Annotated in this window: 17 protein-coding genes and 1 pseudogene; 4 read left to right on the forward strand and 14 right to left on the reverse strand. The window is 60.6% G+C overall.

Going from position 1 to position 15,254, the window contains the following annotated elements; translation table 11 throughout:
- Positions 1 to 38: 38 nt before the first annotated feature.
- The 3 genes from BLU75_RS08380 to BLU75_RS08390 form a co-directional block, all read right to left on the reverse strand.
- On the reverse strand, positions 39 to 761 hold the full coding sequence (locus BLU75_RS08380; RefSeq protein ID WP_157720757.1) for a lytic polysaccharide monooxygenase: 723 nt from the start codon (positions 759 to 761) through the stop codon (positions 39 to 41).
- 619 nt (positions 762 to 1,380) lie between these two features.
- Positions 1,381 to 1,848: a copper chaperone PCu(A)C gene (locus BLU75_RS08385; protein WP_084377842.1), complete on the reverse strand. Its 468-nt coding sequence runs from the start codon at positions 1,846 to 1,848 to the stop codon at positions 1,381 to 1,383.
- On the reverse strand, positions 1,848 to 2,453 hold the full coding sequence (locus BLU75_RS08390; RefSeq protein ID WP_084377840.1) for an SCO family protein: 606 nt from the start codon (positions 2,451 to 2,453) through the stop codon (positions 1,848 to 1,850). The genes BLU75_RS08385 and BLU75_RS08390 overlap by 1 nt, the downstream gene beginning before the upstream one ends.
- Positions 2,454 to 2,806: 353 nt before the next feature.
- Between BLU75_RS08390 and BLU75_RS08395 the strand changes: the two genes are divergently transcribed.
- From BLU75_RS08395 to BLU75_RS27775, 4 genes and pseudogenes are all read left to right on the forward strand, one after another.
- Complete coding sequence (locus BLU75_RS08395; RefSeq protein ID WP_084377838.1) at positions 2,807 to 3,250, forward strand: CopD family copper resistance protein; 444 nt, start codon at positions 2,807 to 2,809, stop codon at positions 3,248 to 3,250.
- Between the two features lie 109 nt (positions 3,251 to 3,359).
- Positions 3,360 to 4,685 carry an oxygen-independent coproporphyrinogen III oxidase gene (locus tag BLU75_RS08400; protein WP_084377836.1) on the forward strand — a complete coding sequence of 442 codons (1,326 nt, stop codon included), beginning with the start codon at positions 3,360 to 3,362 and terminating at the stop codon, positions 4,683 to 4,685.
- Positions 4,672 to 6,057 carry an oxygen-independent coproporphyrinogen III oxidase gene (gene hemN, locus BLU75_RS08405; protein WP_084377834.1) on the forward strand — a complete coding sequence of 462 codons (1,386 nt, stop codon included), beginning with the start codon at positions 4,672 to 4,674 and terminating at the stop codon, positions 6,055 to 6,057. Before BLU75_RS08400 ends, hemN begins: the two co-directional genes overlap by 14 nt.
- A gap of 60 nt (positions 6,058 to 6,117) precedes the next feature.
- Positions 6,118 to 6,204: pseudogene (locus BLU75_RS27775) on the forward strand (outer membrane lipoprotein carrier protein LolA); the annotation flags it as partial.
- A 36-nt stretch (positions 6,205 to 6,240) separates the two neighbouring features.
- Here the strand turns inward: BLU75_RS27775 and BLU75_RS08410 are convergent.
- The 11 genes from BLU75_RS08410 to BLU75_RS08460 all read right to left on the reverse strand — a co-directional run bounded on the left by BLU75_RS08410 (position 6,241) and on the right by BLU75_RS08460 (position 15,216).
- Positions 6,241 to 7,701 carry a cytochrome D1 domain-containing protein gene (locus BLU75_RS08410; protein WP_084377832.1) on the reverse strand — a complete coding sequence of 487 codons (1,461 nt, stop codon included), beginning with the start codon at positions 7,699 to 7,701 and terminating at the stop codon, positions 6,241 to 6,243.
- On the reverse strand, positions 7,698 to 8,531 hold the full coding sequence (cobA, locus tag BLU75_RS08415) for a uroporphyrinogen-III C-methyltransferase (protein ID WP_084377830.1): 834 nt from the start codon (positions 8,529 to 8,531) through the stop codon (positions 7,698 to 7,700). The genes BLU75_RS08410 and cobA overlap by 4 nt, the downstream gene beginning before the upstream one ends.
- Positions 8,532 to 8,599: 68 nt before the next feature.
- Positions 8,600 to 9,778, reverse strand: a complete 1,179-nt coding sequence (gene nirJ, locus BLU75_RS08420) for a heme d1 biosynthesis radical SAM protein NirJ (protein ID WP_084377829.1) — start codon at positions 9,776 to 9,778, stop codon at positions 8,600 to 8,602.
- A 27-nt stretch (positions 9,779 to 9,805) separates the two neighbouring features.
- Positions 9,806 to 10,300, reverse strand: coding sequence for a siroheme decarboxylase subunit beta (ahbB, locus tag BLU75_RS08425; protein WP_084377827.1), 495 nt, complete (start codon positions 10,298 to 10,300; stop codon positions 9,806 to 9,808).
- A complete protein-coding gene (locus BLU75_RS08430) occupies positions 10,275 to 10,718 on the reverse strand; it encodes an Lrp/AsnC family transcriptional regulator (RefSeq protein ID WP_084377825.1) in 444 nt (147 codons plus the stop codon). Before BLU75_RS08430 ends, ahbB (BLU75_RS08425) begins: the two co-directional genes overlap by 26 nt.
- The gene (ahbB, locus tag BLU75_RS08435; RefSeq protein WP_084377823.1) at positions 10,711 to 11,226 is read right to left on the reverse strand and encodes a siroheme decarboxylase subunit beta; all 516 of its coding nucleotides are present in this window, start codon (positions 11,224 to 11,226) and stop codon (positions 10,711 to 10,713) included. The genes BLU75_RS08430 and ahbB (BLU75_RS08435) overlap by 8 nt, the downstream gene beginning before the upstream one ends.
- On the reverse strand, positions 11,223 to 11,681 hold the full coding sequence (locus BLU75_RS08440) for an Lrp/AsnC family transcriptional regulator (RefSeq protein ID WP_084377821.1): 459 nt from the start codon (positions 11,679 to 11,681) through the stop codon (positions 11,223 to 11,225). Before BLU75_RS08440 ends, ahbB (BLU75_RS08435) begins: the two co-directional genes overlap by 4 nt.
- 1 nt (position 11,682) lies before the next feature.
- On the reverse strand, positions 11,683 to 12,855 hold the full coding sequence (locus BLU75_RS08445) for a cytochrome D1 domain-containing protein (protein ID WP_084377819.1): 1,173 nt from the start codon (positions 12,853 to 12,855) through the stop codon (positions 11,683 to 11,685).
- Positions 12,852 to 13,178: a c-type cytochrome gene (locus tag BLU75_RS08450; protein WP_084377817.1), complete on the reverse strand. Its 327-nt coding sequence runs from the start codon at positions 13,176 to 13,178 to the stop codon at positions 12,852 to 12,854. Before BLU75_RS08450 ends, BLU75_RS08445 begins: the two co-directional genes overlap by 4 nt.
- Before the next feature lie 16 nt (positions 13,179 to 13,194).
- On the reverse strand, positions 13,195 to 13,509 hold the full coding sequence (locus BLU75_RS08455) for a c-type cytochrome (RefSeq protein ID WP_084377815.1): 315 nt from the start codon (positions 13,507 to 13,509) through the stop codon (positions 13,195 to 13,197).
- 24 nt (positions 13,510 to 13,533) lie between these two features.
- Positions 13,534 to 15,216 carry a nitrite reductase gene (locus BLU75_RS08460; protein ID WP_084377813.1) on the reverse strand — a complete coding sequence of 561 codons (1,683 nt, stop codon included), beginning with the start codon at positions 15,214 to 15,216 and terminating at the stop codon, positions 13,534 to 13,536.
- Positions 15,217 to 15,254 lie beyond the last annotated feature (38 nt).

Below are 15,254 nucleotides of genomic sequence, written 5' to 3' on the forward strand. Positions count from 1 at the left end.
CCCATTATCGCATGAGAAAAATCGAGTCAGGCCTCGAGTTATTTCGTCTCTTTTAGCACCACATCACTGCAGCTAAAGAACGTTTCACGTGCGGGATCTTCATTGCGTTCCCACATAATATACAGCAACGATCTGCTTTCGCTGACATAGCCTTCAGGAAGTTTAACATCTAAATAATAACGACCTGGACCAATATTGTCAGTATCAGGTTCTCCTTTCACCTTGACGTCAGGGGACTCCTTAAGCGAGTCCCACGTCAGGTGGTCTTGGTCGGTCAGGAAAACCCTGAATTCGCTCGGGTCATGCATTTGACTGGCAATATAAGTTAACTGAACACGACCATCTTTTACTTCAAGATTGGAGGTATGCCAAGCATTACTGGGGGGATTGATACTGTCAAAGTCTGATTTCCCTGCAGAGCAAAGCTTTCCATCAGGAACGAGGTCTTTCGGCTTGTCCGGGTATTGAGAGCCGGAAAGGTTCTGAGAATAAGTATTCCAATTATCAAATATTCTGGCACGTTCCCAGTTTTCTTCACCCGCATTCTCATAAGCTTCTTTGCAGGCAGCGTTTTTAATGCCGCTACTGCCATTGTTATAATCTTGTTGGGAATAGCAGTAATATTGTCGAGATGGCGGTAGTTCCGATGTTCCATGGTATATCTCCGGAGTTTTTTTTACAGCGCTTTGCTCCGCAGCCTGTACAGTGGAACAAAAACCATAAAGCATGATGATGCTCAAGGCAAGTTTATGATATTTCATGACATTCTCCATTGTTTTATATAGTGACCATCCTTGCCAAAATACCATTTGAGACTGGCGTGATGAGTATAGTCATGCCAAGTAAAAAGTAAAAAAAATAGGAGAAACTACTCACACTGACAGGCTGAACAGGGAACGCCCGCGGAGTTCGTCTTGGCGTTGAAAGGACGGTACTAAACAGTTTAGGCGAAAGCGGCAGTCCAGCACCCGCATGCCGTAGAGGCTCACTAGGCACAGTTCTCTACACTGCCGGCATTCATCGGCCCCCCGCGTTACTTTGCGTTCAGGAGCAGCAGAACCCGGGCTCTGTACGAAATGCTGGCCTGCGCCTTGACGCTGATTGGGGCGGGCCTGTCCGTCACGGACTAATACTCGACTATGCGGTCCAGGGGGTTATTTGTTGTCGCGGTTGTTGCGCTAAGCGATCTAACTAAAAATAATAAAATGCTAGGGGCGAGCTGTAGTTTGAAAAAAGTTGGCTACGGTTAGGAGGTTTATGGGTGACACACCGTAGCCGGGCGCCGCTAGAACACTACTAGGTAACAGTGTTAGTCGTGCGGCGAGATCCAGTAGGTTGGTTCTCAACCTACGTCGTCGGGGAGCCGGCTTTGACAAGGGATCAGTGCATCATATGGCCGTCGGCGCTGTTCAAGCTGCGAACCGGCGCCTGTACCGCGATGTCGTGTTTTTCACCCTTGGCATTTTCCACGGTCAAGGTCAGTGGCACCTGGTCGCCTTCCTTGATCTGGCCGGTCAGGTTCATCAGCATCACATGGTAACCCTCAGGATCGAGCTTGACTGTCTGGCCGGCCGGCAGCGCCACGGCCTCGACCGGTCCCATGCGCATCACGTCGTCCTTCATGCTCATTTCATGAATCTGTACATCCTTGGCCACCGGCGACTTGACGCTGAGCAGCTTGCTGTCGCTGTCGGCGGTCAGGTTCATGAAGGCACCGCTCGATTGCTGGCCGGGCACTGTGGCGCGCACCCAGGCCTCGCTGACTTGGACCTGGGCGCTGGCGTGGGCGGCGAGACCCAGCAGGGAAAGACCGAGGGCCAGGCGCTTGAGGTGTTGAACAGCAGTCATTAGCAGACCTCCATGACGGTGAGCAGGTCTTCTGCGCACTCTTTGGCGTTAAGGGACGCGGACAGGCCCAGGCGCAGATTGCCACGGGTGTCGAAGACAAAACTGGTGGATGTGTGGGACAGGGTGTAGGTATCGCCGGCGGGGATCTTTTCATAAAAGATCCCGAACTCCTTGGCGGCCACGGCGATTTCTTCCGATGTGCCGTAGAGTGCTTCGAAGCTGGGGTCGAAGGCCTTGACATAGGCGTCGAGCACTTGGGGCGTGTCGCGCTCCGGGTCCAGCGTGATGAAGATCACCTGCATGATTTCGCCGTCGCGACCCATCAATTTCTTGGCCTGGGCCATACGCCCCAACGTGGTGGGGCAGACGGCCGGGCATTGGGTGAAGCCGAAGAACACCACTGGCATCAAACCTCGGAACGAACTCAGGGTCACGGTTTCGCCTGCGGTGTTCTTGAGCTTGAAGGTACGGCCCATGATCTTGTCGCTGAGATCCTTGCCGTACCTGAAGTTCAGTTTGGGGCCGGTGTCACAGCCGCTCAGCAGACCCAGGCCCAGCAGGCCCATACCGGTGAGAACTGTGCGGCGGGTGAATAACGTACTCATGACGTGTGCGTCCCGTGAAACGCCTGACGGTTGCGCATAAAACAGGTAAGTCAGGCCTTGAAAGAGGCGAGCGAGAAGGGCAGGCATGCTGACCACCTCAAACACGCTTGTTAATCTGCGACGTCCTGCCACAGGGGCGGTCCACACCATACCAGTCGAAGCGCCGATTGCGTCTGTGGCAAGCTGTCGCACGTCCAGGTCACAGACATCGCTATCGCAGCCTCGCCAAGGCTCGACAGCTGCGCAGGGCAAACACACGTTTGCCCGGTGAAGCTCAATTGATTGGCATCAAGGCAACCCCCACCTCTGTCAGGCACAGTCACGGTACCAGGGTCCGTTTCCGTGAGGCTTGAATGCTCTATCTCCTGTTCCTGCTGGCCCATTTGTTTGCCGCGCTGATCTTTATCGGCACGGTGTTCTTCGAAGTGCTGATCCTCGCCAGCCTGCACCAACAATTGCCGGCGCGGGTCATGTTGCTGGTGGAGCAGGGCATCGGCCGGCGCGCGAGGGCCTTGATGCCGTGGGTGCTGCTGGTACTGTTCGGCGCGGGTCTCGGCATGCTCTGGTTACGTTATTTACCGGCGTTGGCAGCGCCTTCCAGTTCCTCCTTCGGCGCCTTGCTGACGCTCAAGTTAATCCTGGCCGGCAGCGTGCTGATGCACTTCCTCCTGACAATGCTCTTGATGCGCCGTCGTCGAGCCAGTGCGGCGTACCTGCGTTTCGTCCATCTCAGCCTGTTTTGCCATATGGTCGCCATTGTGTTGCTGGCCAAGGGCATGTTCTACCTCACCTGGTAGTCGCCGCTGGCTTTTTCAAGCCTGGTGTCCTTCGGCCTTGATGCATATCAAGGTGCGCTGTCCGGTCGCACCGGACAATGGTCCACCGTAGCCAGCCCCGGAGACTGCCATGCTCACTCTCATTCATCCCGCCCGCGAGTGGCGCCAGCGTCGTGACCAAGGCGTGCTGGATCAGGGCCAAGTGGATATTGGCAAATTTCACCGCGGTGTCGGCGCCCTGGACCAGTTACGCGCTTTGCGCGACAGCCGGCAACGGCAAAGACCCCTGGCGCTGAACCTGCAATGGCCGGCGGGCATTTCTGCGAGTGACTACCTACGCGGCCTGGAGCAAGAGATACGCCTGGTCGAGCGTCATCTGGGTAGCCGTCAGTCGGTGGATCAATTTCACTGGGGCGGGGCGATCCCGGCCATGGCCGATCTTCAGCGGCTGATGAACTACCTGCACAGTCGCCTGCATTTTCTCGAGCACGATCAGGGCGACTACAGCATCGATTTGGATCCGCTGCACACGGGGTGGGCCACCATGGGGCGTCTGCGAGAGCTGGGCTTCAACCACATCAGCATCGGCGTGCCTGATGCCAGTGCCGACGTCGCGCCCTCGGTGACCGGTTATCAAGATCCGGCACCCATCCAGTCGCTGATCGACGCGGCGCGCACGTTCGGCTTTCGCTCGGTGAATGTCGACCTGGGCTACGGGCATGCGTGGCAGACGTGCGACAGTTTCGGGTTGAAGCTGGACAGCCTGATCGCCCTGGAACCTGATCGCATACGGGTGTTCGATTACGCCCAGGCGCCACGGCGCTATCAGCCGCAAGCGCTCCGTGCGTTGTCCAGGGATACGGACAAAAGTGCGATGCGCCATATGGCATTCCAACGCCTGGAGACCGCGGGCTATCACTACATCGGCCTGGGCCAGTTCGTACGCCCTGACGATGACTTGGCGCTGGCCCAGGAGCGTGGGCGGCTGAGTCGCAACTGCGAGGGGTTTACGCGGCATGGCTATTGTGACCACGTAGGTTTTGGCCTGGGAGCCATCAGCCAGATCGACGCCCTGTACACGCAAAACGCTGATGACTTGGCGCTCTACTGTCAGCAACTGGACAACGGCCTGCTCCCCACCGCCTGCGGCTGGCGCTGCGAGTCCGGTGAGCAGATTCGCCAGCACGTCATGGAGCGTTTGGCCTGTGATCTGGAGCTGGACATCCAGGCGCTGGAGCGTCGCTACGGGCTGGACTTTCGCCGCTACTTCTCGGCGATCTGGCCGTTGCTGGAGCACCTGCACCAGGACGGCCTGATCGACTTGTCCGAGCGTTTCCTCTGTGTGCTGCCCGCAGGGCGCCATCAGGTGGAAGCCCTTTGCGCGTTGTTTGACCGGGCCGGCAGCGCTGTCCCTCCTTGCTCCAATGACGAGACGATCGACCATGAATGCGTTTGAGTTCAACCGGGCCCTGGTGCAGAAATACGATCGCCCGGGGCCGCGTTACACCTCGTACCCGACCGCGCCGCAGTTTCATTCAGCTTTTGCGCTGGATGACTACCAGCAAGCGGTAGCTGCCAGCAACCACGCGGTGCAGCCCAAGGCGCTGTCGGTGTACATCCATGTGCCATTCTGCCAAAGCCTGTGCTACTACTGTGGCTGTCACAAGATCATCACGCGCAAGACCCATCGCGCGGTGGAGTACTTGGGCTATCTCAAGCGTGAGATCCAGATGCAAGCGGCGTTGTTCGACCGCTCGCGGCCCCTGACCCAATTGCATCTGGGCGGGGGCACGCCGACGTACCTGGACGACACGCAGCTGGCCGAGTTGATGACGTGTCTGGATGAGGGCTTCAGTCTGGACCGCAGCGAGCGGCATGAATTTTCCATCGAGGTCGACCCGCGCACCATCAGCGTCGAGCGCATCAAGAACCTGCGGGCGCTGGGCTTCAATCGCCTGAGCTTCGGGGTGCAGGACTTCGACCCCGAGGTGCAGGCGGCGGTCAATCGCGTGCAAAGCGAGGAGCAGATCCTGCAACTGGTGTCCGCTGCGCGCGAGGCCTGTTTCAAGTCGATCAGTGTCGACTTGATCTATGGTTTGCCGCTGCAGACCGTGGCCAGTTTCGACGTGACCCTGAGCAAACTGATCGCCCTGCGCCCGGACCGCGTCGCGGCCTACAGTTATGCGCATTTGCCGATGCAAATCCGTGCGCAACGGATGATCCGTCCCGAAGACATGCCGCCACCGGAGCGCAAGCTGGAACTGCTGGAGCTGACCATTCGCCGCTTGACCGAGGCCGGCTACGTGTATATCGGCATGGACCACTTCGCCTTGCCCGACGATGAACTGGCGCTTGCCCGTGCCAACGGCACCTTGCAGCGTAACTTCCAGGGCTATTCAACCCACGCCGACTGCGACCTGATTGGCCTGGGCGTTTCGGCCATCGGCAAGGTGGGTGACAGCTATAGCCAGAGCGTCAAGGAACTGTCCCAGTATTACGCTCGTCTGGATGCGGGTTTGTTGCCGGTGCAGCGTGGCTACCGACTGAATGCCGATGATGTGCTGCGCCGCGATGTGATCAATGGCCTGATGTGCCACGGGCGAATCGACTTTGCCAGTGTGGAGGCGGGGCATGCGATCCGTTTTACCGAGTACTTTGCCCAGGCCTTGTCGCGACTGGATGAGCAGGTGGCGGATGGGCTTTTGCATATTCAGGAGGACGCGGTGCAGCTAATGCCGCAAGGGCAGTTGATGGTGCGCAGTGTGGCGATGGCGTTTGATGCGTATCTTGGTGCAGAGCAAAAGGGGCAGTTTTCTCGCACGGTTTGAGTGTTGTCAGGCGCGTCTCTCCGTACGGTTTTTCAGCTCGCTCATTTTGTAGGCGCGAGCTTGCTCGCGAAGGTGGTTAACGATGACTCGGGAAATCTGGCGCTGCGAGGCGTTCTAAGGTTTTTCGCGAGCAAGCTCGCTCCTACAGAAAGCGGCTTTTAGGTGTCGTCCCCCACAACCACCTCAATGCGAAGTCCCCTCCACAAACTCAATCTTGTTCCCCACGTTGTACTTGCCCGAGGGCTTGTTCATCGGGATCCGCTTCACCTCCTGCAACGTCTGACTGTCATACACAATCAGCGCCCCGTCCGTATCCCAGATACTCAACAACAGATAGCGCCCGTCCCGCGTGAACTCAACATGCGCCGCGGTCTTGCCCGGCATGGGCCGCAAGGTGTGCGCAATTTCCAGGGTCTGCTTGTCGATCAAGTGAATAGCGTCGTTATCCGGCCCGAAGAACACATCACTCCACACATAGCGCGAGTTGATATGGCTGCGCATGAAGAACCCCGGACCCAGGGTCGGGATCTGCTTGATCAGCTTCCAGGTCTTGAGGTCCAGCACCGAAATCTGCCCCTTGCTGATATTCGGCGTGGCGAACACCCATTGCCCGTTGCGTTGCCAATAAGTGCCCGAACCCAAGTGCGGCATGCCCACCAACGGAATATCGGTGACCACCTGGCCAGAATCCAGATCGATCACCTGACCGCCGCCCGCCTTGCGCGAAGTCGCCAGCAATTGCCGATAGTCGGGTGAGAAAGAGAAATCATCCAGCACATCCCGGGCCTGGATACGCCGGGGTTCGAAACGTGGCTTGGGGTCTGCGTAGGACAACTCCCAGACTTCATTCACATCCTTGAGCGCCACGATAAAACTGTTCCGGGGCGGCGCGGTATACACCGCGCTGACCCGCGATCCGGTCGCCAGCACTTTCACCAGCGACAGGTCGCGGGCATCGAGTACAGTGAGGTTGCCCGGCAGATAATTGCCCACCAGCACCCAACGCCCGTCTTTGCTCACCGCCAGGTTGCGGGTATTGAGTGCGACGCGGATCTCGGCGATCAGTTTGAGGTTGTGCAGGTCGTAGAGGCTGATCCAGCCATCGCGGGAGGCGAAGTAGACGAAACGCCCATCCGGGGAAAACTTTGGCCCGCCATGCACGGCAAAGTGCGAGGCGAAGCGGTCGAGCACGGTAAAACGATCACCGTCGAGAATGTCGATGTGATGGTCACCGGACTCCACCACCACAAACAGGTTCAGCGGGTCGGCGTGATGCTGCGGGGTATCGGGCAATTGACTGAGGTCGGCCAGCAAGCGGTGGCTGTTGCGAGTGTCTTCAGCGTTCCAGGTCGCAGGCTGCGCGGGTGGCTGTTGCAGGAAGCTCACCAGGCCGTCGATTTGTTCAGCTGTCAGCAGCGCCGCGAATGCGTCCATCTGGCTGGCCGGGCGACCTTGTTCGATGACCTGGCGAATCTGCGCAGGCTTGATCCGCCCCAGGCTCTCCGGCAGCAGTGCGGGGCCGGTGGCACCTACGCGGTTGAGGCCGTGGCAGCGTTCGCAATGCTGTCGATAATCCGCAGCGGTATCCGGCGCGCCATGGGCAGCACTGGCCCACAGCAGCGGTATCAGCAACAGGCGCTTCATACCGCCACCTTGGCCGGCGCGATGTGGCCGGGCGCGAGACTGGCAGGGTAGTGCAGGGCGGCGTCGGCAAACAGGTCGACCACCTGGCCGATCACCGTCAGGGTCGGCACGCCGGGTTCACAGGCCAATGCCATGGCGGGCAGCAGGCGCAAACTGCCGCGATGCACCTGTTGATCGGCGCGGGCGCCGTTACAGATCAGCGCTGCCGGAGTCTCGGCGGGCAGACCTGCAGCAATCAACTGTTCAGCGATCACCGCCAGGTTCGCCAGCCCCATGTAAAACACCAGGGTCTGGCTGGTATCGGCGAGACTGCCCCACGGCAGTTTCAGCTCACCGTCGCGCTGCAAATGCCCGGTGACGAACCGGCACGAGTTGACCAGGTCACGATGGGTCAGCGGGATGCCAGCGTAGGCACTGCACCCGGCCGCTGCCGTGATGCCGGGCACTACCTGGCAGGATATGCCGCGCTGCAGCAGGTATTCCAGTTCTTCGGCACCCCGGCCAAAGATGAACGGATCGCCGCCCTTGAGGCGCACCACCCGCTGGTCATTATCGGCGAGTTCGGCCAGCAGTTGGTTGAGCTGCTCCTGGGGCAGGCTGTGGTAGCCGCTGGCCTTGCCCACGTAATGCCGCGCGCAGGTCAGGGGGATCAGGCTCAGCAGTTCGGCACTGATCAGCCGATCGAACACCACGGCGTCGGCTTGCATCAACAGGCTCCAGGCACGCAGCGTCAACAGACGTGGATCGCCAGGGCCGGCGCCTACCAGGGCGACTTCGCCGGGGTGGAAAGGGCAGTGCAGCGCGGTTGGTAACGCTAGGGATGAGGGCATGAGACTTCCTTGGTTCATCATCAGGTGGGCCGCTCCCGGTTGTGTCGCCAGGTCGTTGGCCGAGTGGTTCAGCGTGCCGAGCAAGGAATAAGCGTGGGCGGGGTGCGGGCGATTTCTGTGTCGCTCAGGTGGCAGCCGGGGTCCTCGCCCCAGAGGTCGCCGTCGGCCCAGGCCCGGGTGCGCGTGTTGCCATTGCAGATGCCCAGCCAGCGGCACTCGGCGCAGCGCCCACCGACCACGCGCGGATGCTCTCGCAGGCGCAGCAGCAATGGGTCTGGCCGTTCCAGCCAGAGGCTGCGGAACGCGGTGCGGCGCACATTGCCTACCGAGTGTTGCCACCAGTAGGTGTCTGGATGCACTTCGCCGGTGTTGTCGATATTGGCAATGCCACTGCCCGAGGCGTTGCCGCCCCAGGCGCGCAGCAAGTGTTCAAGGTGCGGGTAGTGTTGCGGCAAGTGGCGCTGGACCCATTGCAACAACAGCACCGCGTCGGCGTCGTTGTTGCCGCTGACAAAGTCACTGCTGATACCGTGCTGAATGTCCTTCCAGGCCTGCTCGAAAATCCGCTCCAGGGCATCGCGGCTCATCTGCCGGTGGGCGTCCAACTGCCGGCTGCGTTTGCCGCGCCCACTGTAGTTGAGGTGTGACAGGTAGAACTTCTGTACATCGTATTCACGCATCAAGCCCAGTAGTTGCGGGAGTTGGGCATGATTTTCCTGGGTCAATGTGGTGCGCAGGCCGACGCGAATATCGGCCTCGCGGCACAGGCTGATGGCATGCATCGAGCGCTGGAAGCTGCCTTGGGACTGGCGGAACGCATCGTGGGTCGGTTGCAAGCCATCAATGCTGATGCCGACGTAGTCGAAACACGCGTCGGTAATCTGCTGGATGTTGCTTTCGTCGATCAAGGTGCCGTTGCTCGACAGCGCAACGAAAAAGCCTTTGCTGCGGGCATAGGCGCTCAGTTCGAACAGATCAGCCCGCAGCAGCGGTTCGCCGCCGGACAGGATCAACACCTTGACCCCGGCTGCATGCAAATCATCGATTACCCTCAGCGCCGCTGAGGTGTCCAGCTCATCGCGAAACACGCTGTCGGCGCTGGTAGCGTAGCAGTGCTTGCAGGTCAGGTTGCAGCGGCGCAGCAGGTTCCAGATCACCACAGGAGCGCGGTCGCTGCCCGGTGTTGCACTGCGTGGCGGCGGGCAGTGACCGGCCAGGGTGCGCAGATAATGACTGATCCGCAGCATAGGGTCCTTCCTCCTCGAACGTTGAACTCAGCGCGTCAGGCGCAAGCCGGTCTTTTTCAGGATGCGACTGCTCACCAGCATTTCGTCCGCCTGGCAGGCATCACCCAGCAGGAAGCGCAGGTGTTCACGGTAACTGTCGATTTCTTCGCGGCTGCGCCCATGCACCATGGCGAACAGGTTGTAGCGCCAGTCAACGCGCCGTGGCCGGCGATAACAATGGCTGACAAAAGGCTGGGCGCCGATCAGTTCGCCGAGGCGCGGCATCTGTTCATCGTGCACATCCCATACGGTCATGCCGTTGTGGCGGTAGCCCAGGCGATAGTGATTGGGCACCGCGGCAATACGGCGGATGGCGCCTTCACTTTGCAAGCGTTTGAGCAGGTCGAGGGTTGACTCGACGCTGATCCCCAGTTGCTCGGCGAGCCAGGCCCAGGGATCTTCCAGCAGCGGCAGGCCGGCTTCGGTCAGGCGGACCAAACGCTGGGCCAGGTTCTCGTCAAACCGGGAAATACAGACCGACATGATAGGTTTGCTCCTTGGGCAGGTTGAGCACCTGCAATCCGGTGATGGTGTGGATGTGCGACAGGGTGACGGCCAACTCATCGGCGGTGGCGCACGCCAGTACGAACCACATGTTCCAGTGATGCTCACGGCGATAGTTGTGGGCCACCTGCGGCAGTTCGTTGAGTTGCACGGTCACTGGTTCAAAGCGCGCCTCGGGCACCGACAGGGCGGCAAGGGTGAAGGCGCCGCCCAGACGCTCGATATCGAACATCGGGCCGAAGCGCGTCAGGACCCCGTCTTCCAGCAACGAGTGGACACGGTCGAGCAAATCCTCCGGCGTGCCGTGCAGTTCCTGCGCGATCACTTCCCAGGGGTGGCGCACCAGCGGCAGGCCGCGTTGCAGCCGGTTGATCAACAGCCGATCCAGATCATCCATGGGCCCATGCCTGTGAGGGTGGCGGCGCAAAACGCCCGCCGCATTGCTTGAACATGCGCGTGCTGAACAACAGTTGGTGCGGCAGGTCACTGAGCAGTTGCTGTTCCAACAGCACCTGGATCTGCGCCTGCACCGCTTGACGCTCGCGGCCATGCACCATGCAAAACAGGTTATAGCGCCAGTGCGGCAGGCGGCGGGGGCGCTGATAGCAGAGGCTGATACCGGGTGCGCAGCCGAGACGCTGGCCCACTTCATCGATCAGCGCGTCGGGTACATCGAGTACCAGCATCGCGTTGGCGACAAACCCCAGGGCTCGGTGGTTGAGTACCAGGCCGACCCGACGAAACAAGCCTTGCTCCTGCCACTGCCGCATCTGCTGCAGCACTTGATGGGGATGGGCGCCGATTTCTTCGGCGAGCTGCTCATACGGTCGCGACACCCTGGGCAAACCGCGTTCCAGGCACTGGCGCAGGTCGAGCAATTGCGCGTGATCGAGTGACGCGATCATGCCCGTCCCTCCAGGGAAAAGCCCAGGTCGATGCGGTATGCGCTGAGCATCGGCAGGTCCAGCGGGGTGAGACCGGTGTCGTTTTCCAGCTCCTCGAGAATCTGTTCCAGATGTCGCCGGTTGGGCCCGGTGAGTACAAACCACAGGTTGTAGTGATGCTCGCGGGCATAGTTGTGATTGACCTCCGGGTAACCGCTGATCCGTGCCGCCACCTGTTCCAGGCGCTCGGCGGGTACGGCGAGTGCCGCCAGGGTACTGGCGCCGGCACGACTGTGATCGAACACCGGGCCGATACGTGACAATGCACCCGCCAGCTCCAGGCGTTGCAGGCAGGCCATGACCTCGGTCTCGCTGCAACCCAGAGTGCGGGCCATTTCAAGATAGGGCTCGGTGCACAGTGGCATGCCGTGCTGGTAGCGGTCGATCAAACGCCTGGTCAGTTCATCAAGTTCCATCTCAGTACCCCATTTTCTGTGCGCGAAGGCTGAAGAAGATCCCGCTGGGACTGTCCGCCGACAGGCTCTTGAGCAGGGTCAGGCGATAGGGATCCCAAACTTGCACCTGTTGCCCGTCGCGTACCGATAACCACAGTTGCTCGCCGCGTCCGGTGAACTCCATGTGCAGCACGCCGGGGCCGGGACGCAGGTCGGCGACGAGTTGCCGGGTTTCGCTGTCGAACACCTGCACCCGGTCGTTGTCGGGATAGGCGAAGTTGACCCACAGTTGGCGCCCGTCGGGCCGTGCGGTGACAAATACCGGTTGGCCGGCCACCGGGATGGCGGCGGTCTGCTGCCAGGTGCCGGCGTCCATCACCAACACCTGATGCCGGCCCACGGCTGGCACGAACGCCTGGCTGCCGGCCACGGCCCAACCTTCCAAATGGGGCATCTTGTACACCGGGAGCTTTTCCTGGCCGCGGCCGTAGTCACCCAGAATGCGTTTGACGCCGTGCTCTGGGTGCCACAGATCGAGTTGGGCCATGCCGTCTTCGCCAAACAGTCCGGCCATGTAGTAGCGGCCGTCGGCGGTGATCAGCGCGTCATAAGGCTGGCGGCCGATCCCGGTGAAGCGCGTGAGCGTCGGAGTGTTGCCTTGGCTGAAATCGGCGCTCCAGATTTCGTCGGTGTCGAACAGGCTGAACACGAAGCGCTGGCCCGGTGCGTCGACAAGACCGACTACGCGCGAGCGCTTGCCATCGGCCAGGGCGGTGGCCGGGATGTCCGCCACGGGTTGCAAGGTCGCGGCGTCGAACACCTTGACTCCGCCCGGCTGGTAGTTGGAGACGGCAATCAAGCGTCCGTCCTGACTGATGGCGCCGCCGATGCTGTTACCGCCCTGGATGATGCGCTTGTCGATGCGCTGTTCCAGCAGGTCGACCTTGGTCAACCCGCCATCGCGGCCAAAAATGTAGGCGTAGCGTTGATCCCTGGAAAATACCGCCGAGGCATGGGACAAATCCCCCAGCCCGTCGACCTGCGCCAAGCGCGTCAGGCTGCTGCTTTCGATTATTTGCAGGCTTCCCGTGGCGCGTTCCACCACCAGGCCGAGGTCGCCGGTGCCGCGCAGCGGTGGCTGCACGCAAGCCACCAGCAACAGGCTGGCGATGCAGACAAACAGAGGACGGCTCATGGCGCGGGGGTTCCTTGCAGGAGGCGGTCGACCAGCCAGGCGATGTCAGTGGGGCTGAGCAAAGGTGCCCAGCCGGGCATTGCCAGGGCCGGGCGGCCGTAGGTGACGGTGGTTATCAGCGCTTCGCGGGTTTGCCCAACGAGGGCTTGCGGGGTCAGGGCCGGGCCGAGGCCGCCGGTCAAGTACAAACCGTGGCAGGCGCCGCAGTCCTGGGTCAGCAGGTGTTCCAACTGGTCCTGGCGCGCGGGCGTCGGTGCTCCCTGCACCGGCGCGCAAATGAGGAAAAGCAGCGCCATGGCCGAACCGATCATCGATGCTTGCATGGCGCGCTCCTTGTGCTTATTTCAGGCTCAGTACCCAGTTGGCGAGGGTCAGGGCTTCTTCATCCGTCACCTGATTGGCCGGCATCGGAATCGGCCCCCAGTTACCTTGGGTGCCGTCCTTGATGTGGGTGGCCAATGTTTTGGCGGCGTCCTTGACCCCGGCGTTTTTCGCCGCGACGTCCTTGAGCGCCGGCCCGACCATTTTGCTATCGACGGTGTGGCAGGCGGCGCAGGGTTTGCTCTTGAACAGCGCTTCGCCGTCCTGGGCCATTGCGGTGGGCAGGCTTAGTGTTGCGCCCAGGGCCACCAGTGCAAGCAGGATATTTGTCATGGAGTTACCTCTTGTTGATGAAGCTCAATAAATGTCGAATTGGGTGTTGTAGACGTTGAATTTTCCGGTCGGGGTAATCAGGCGCTTGTCGCGGATCACGTTCTTGAGCTTCAAGGTTTTGTCATCGATCACCACCAGCGCCGATTCCTCTTCCTGGCCGCTCCACACCGAGAACCACACCTCATCGCCGGCCTTGTTGTATTCCGGCTGTACCACGCGCATAGCGCCTTGCTTGATCCCGGACCATTCGGCAATCGGCAGCACGGTGTAGCCGGCGTCGAGCTTGTCGATGTTGAACACCGCCACTGACTGGCTGAGCTTGGTGTCGGGGTTGAGCGTGGTATCGACGTACAGGTGCCGCGAGTTGGGATGGGTCTTGATAAACAGCGAGCCGCCGCCTTGGCCTTTGAGCGATTGCACCTGTTTCCAGGCGTACTGCGCATGCTTGAGCGGGTCGGTGCCGATCAGCGAAATACCACCGTCGCCCAAGTGGCTGGTGGCCCATACCGGTCCGTACTGCGGATGGATGAAGTTGGCGCCACGTCCTGGGTGCGGGGTTTTGCCGACGTCCACCAACGCGGTGAGCTTGCGCTCCCTGGAGTCGATCACCGCGACCTTGTTGGAGTTGTTCGCCGCTGTCATGAAGTAGCGGTGAGTGCTGTCCCAACCACCGTCATGCAAAAACGGGGCGGCGTCGATGGTGGTGATGGTGAGGTTCTTGATGTCCTGGTAGTTGACCAGCATCACTTTGCCGGTTTCCTTGACGTTGACGATGAACTCGGGCCATTCATGGGACGCAATGATCGCCGCCACACGGGGCTCGGGGTGGTATTCCTGCTTGTCGACCGTCATGCCACGGGTCGAGACGATCTGTTTGGGTTCCAGGGTCTCGCCGTCCATGATGGTGAACTGCGGCGGCCAATAGGAGCCGGCGATCGCGTAGGTGTCTTCGTAGCCTTTGAATTTCGAGGTTTCCACCGAGCGGGCCTCGATGCCGACCTTGATTTCGGCGACCTTGGTCGGCTCGGCGGGCCACAGGTCGATCATGTCGATCTTGGCGTCACGCCCGATCACCATCAGGTAGCGTCCCGAGGCGGAAATCCGCGAGATGTGGACGGCGTAGCCGGTCTCGATCAACTTGACGATCTGCTTGCTGTCGCCATCGATCAGGGCAATTTTGCCGTCGTCGCGCAGGGTCACGGAGAACAGGTTTTCCAGGTTCAGCTTATTGAGCTGCTGCTTGGGGCGATCTTCGGGTTTGACCAGTACCTTCCAAGTCTTGAGGGTTTCGGCCATGCCCCATTCAGGTGGCGTTGGCGCGGTATGCTGGATAAACGTCGCCATGCTGGTGATCTGCGCCTTGGTCAGCGCATTGGAGGTGCCCCAGTTCGGCATGCCGGCGGGCGAGCCGTAGGTGATCAGTGCTTCCAGATACGCCTGGCCCCGGGCCTGGGTGATGTCGGGGGTCAGCGGCTTGCCGGTGGCGCCTTTGCGCAATACGCCGTGACAGCCAGCGCAGCGCTCGAAGTAAATCTGCTTCGAGGCATCGAACTCGGCCTGGCTCAAGTCCGGCGCGCCGGGGCTTTTGACCATGGGCACCGTCACTGCGGTGGCGGCTGCGAATGCCTGCGTTGAAACGACCAAGGCCAGCGCGCAGCCGAGGCTGGCCAGGGTCAGGGCGAAGGGTGTTGTGTTGCGAGTCAGCATTCCATTTCTCCTCGGGCAAGACCTTTGCGATGCCCTGC

This window comes from Pseudomonas mucidolens, from assembly GCF_900106045.1.
Lineage (GTDB): Bacteria > Pseudomonadota > Gammaproteobacteria > Pseudomonadales > Pseudomonadaceae > Aquipseudomonas > Aquipseudomonas mucidolens.

Bases quoted from the DNA above. Each gene is read 5' to 3' on its own strand.
- BLU75_RS08380 (WP_157720757.1), bottom strand. From the start codon at position 761: ATGAAATATCATAAACTTGCCTTGAGCATCATCATGCTTTATGGTTTT.
- BLU75_RS08385 (WP_084377842.1), bottom strand. From the start codon at position 1,848: ATGACTGCTGTTCAACACCTCAAGCGCCTGGCCCTCGGTCTTTCCCTG.
- BLU75_RS08390 (WP_084377840.1), bottom strand. From the start codon at position 2,453: ATGAGTACGTTATTCACCCGCCGCACAGTTCTCACCGGTATGGGCCTG.
- BLU75_RS08395 (WP_084377838.1), top strand. From the start codon at position 2,807: ATGCTCTATCTCCTGTTCCTGCTGGCCCATTTGTTTGCCGCGCTGATC.
- BLU75_RS08400 (WP_084377836.1), top strand. From the start codon at position 3,360: ATGCTCACTCTCATTCATCCCGCCCGCGAGTGGCGCCAGCGTCGTGAC.
- hemN (WP_084377834.1), top strand. From the start codon at position 4,672: ATGAATGCGTTTGAGTTCAACCGGGCCCTGGTGCAGAAATACGATCGC.
- BLU75_RS08410 (WP_084377832.1), bottom strand. From the start codon at position 7,701: ATGAAGCGCCTGTTGCTGATACCGCTGCTGTGGGCCAGTGCTGCCCAT.
- cobA (WP_084377830.1), bottom strand. From the start codon at position 8,531: ATGCCCTCATCCCTAGCGTTACCAACCGCGCTGCACTGCCCTTTCCAC.
- nirJ (WP_084377829.1), bottom strand. From the start codon at position 9,778: ATGCTGCGGATCAGTCATTATCTGCGCACCCTGGCCGGTCACTGCCCG.
- ahbB (WP_084377827.1), bottom strand. From the start codon at position 10,300: ATGTCGGTCTGTATTTCCCGGTTTGACGAGAACCTGGCCCAGCGTTTG.
- BLU75_RS08430 (WP_084377825.1), bottom strand. From the start codon at position 10,718: ATGGATGATCTGGATCGGCTGTTGATCAACCGGCTGCAACGCGGCCTG.
- ahbB (WP_084377823.1), bottom strand. From the start codon at position 11,226: ATGATCGCGTCACTCGATCACGCGCAATTGCTCGACCTGCGCCAGTGC.
- BLU75_RS08440 (WP_084377821.1), bottom strand. From the start codon at position 11,681: ATGGAACTTGATGAACTGACCAGGCGTTTGATCGACCGCTACCAGCAC.
- BLU75_RS08445 (WP_084377819.1), bottom strand. From the start codon at position 12,855: ATGAGCCGTCCTCTGTTTGTCTGCATCGCCAGCCTGTTGCTGGTGGCT.
- BLU75_RS08450 (WP_084377817.1), bottom strand. From the start codon at position 13,178: ATGCAAGCATCGATGATCGGTTCGGCCATGGCGCTGCTTTTCCTCATT.
- BLU75_RS08455 (WP_084377815.1), bottom strand. From the start codon at position 13,509: ATGACAAATATCCTGCTTGCACTGGTGGCCCTGGGCGCAACACTAAGC.
- BLU75_RS08460 (WP_084377813.1), bottom strand. From the start codon at position 15,216: ATGCTGACTCGCAACACAACACCCTTCGCCCTGACCCTGGCCAGCCTC.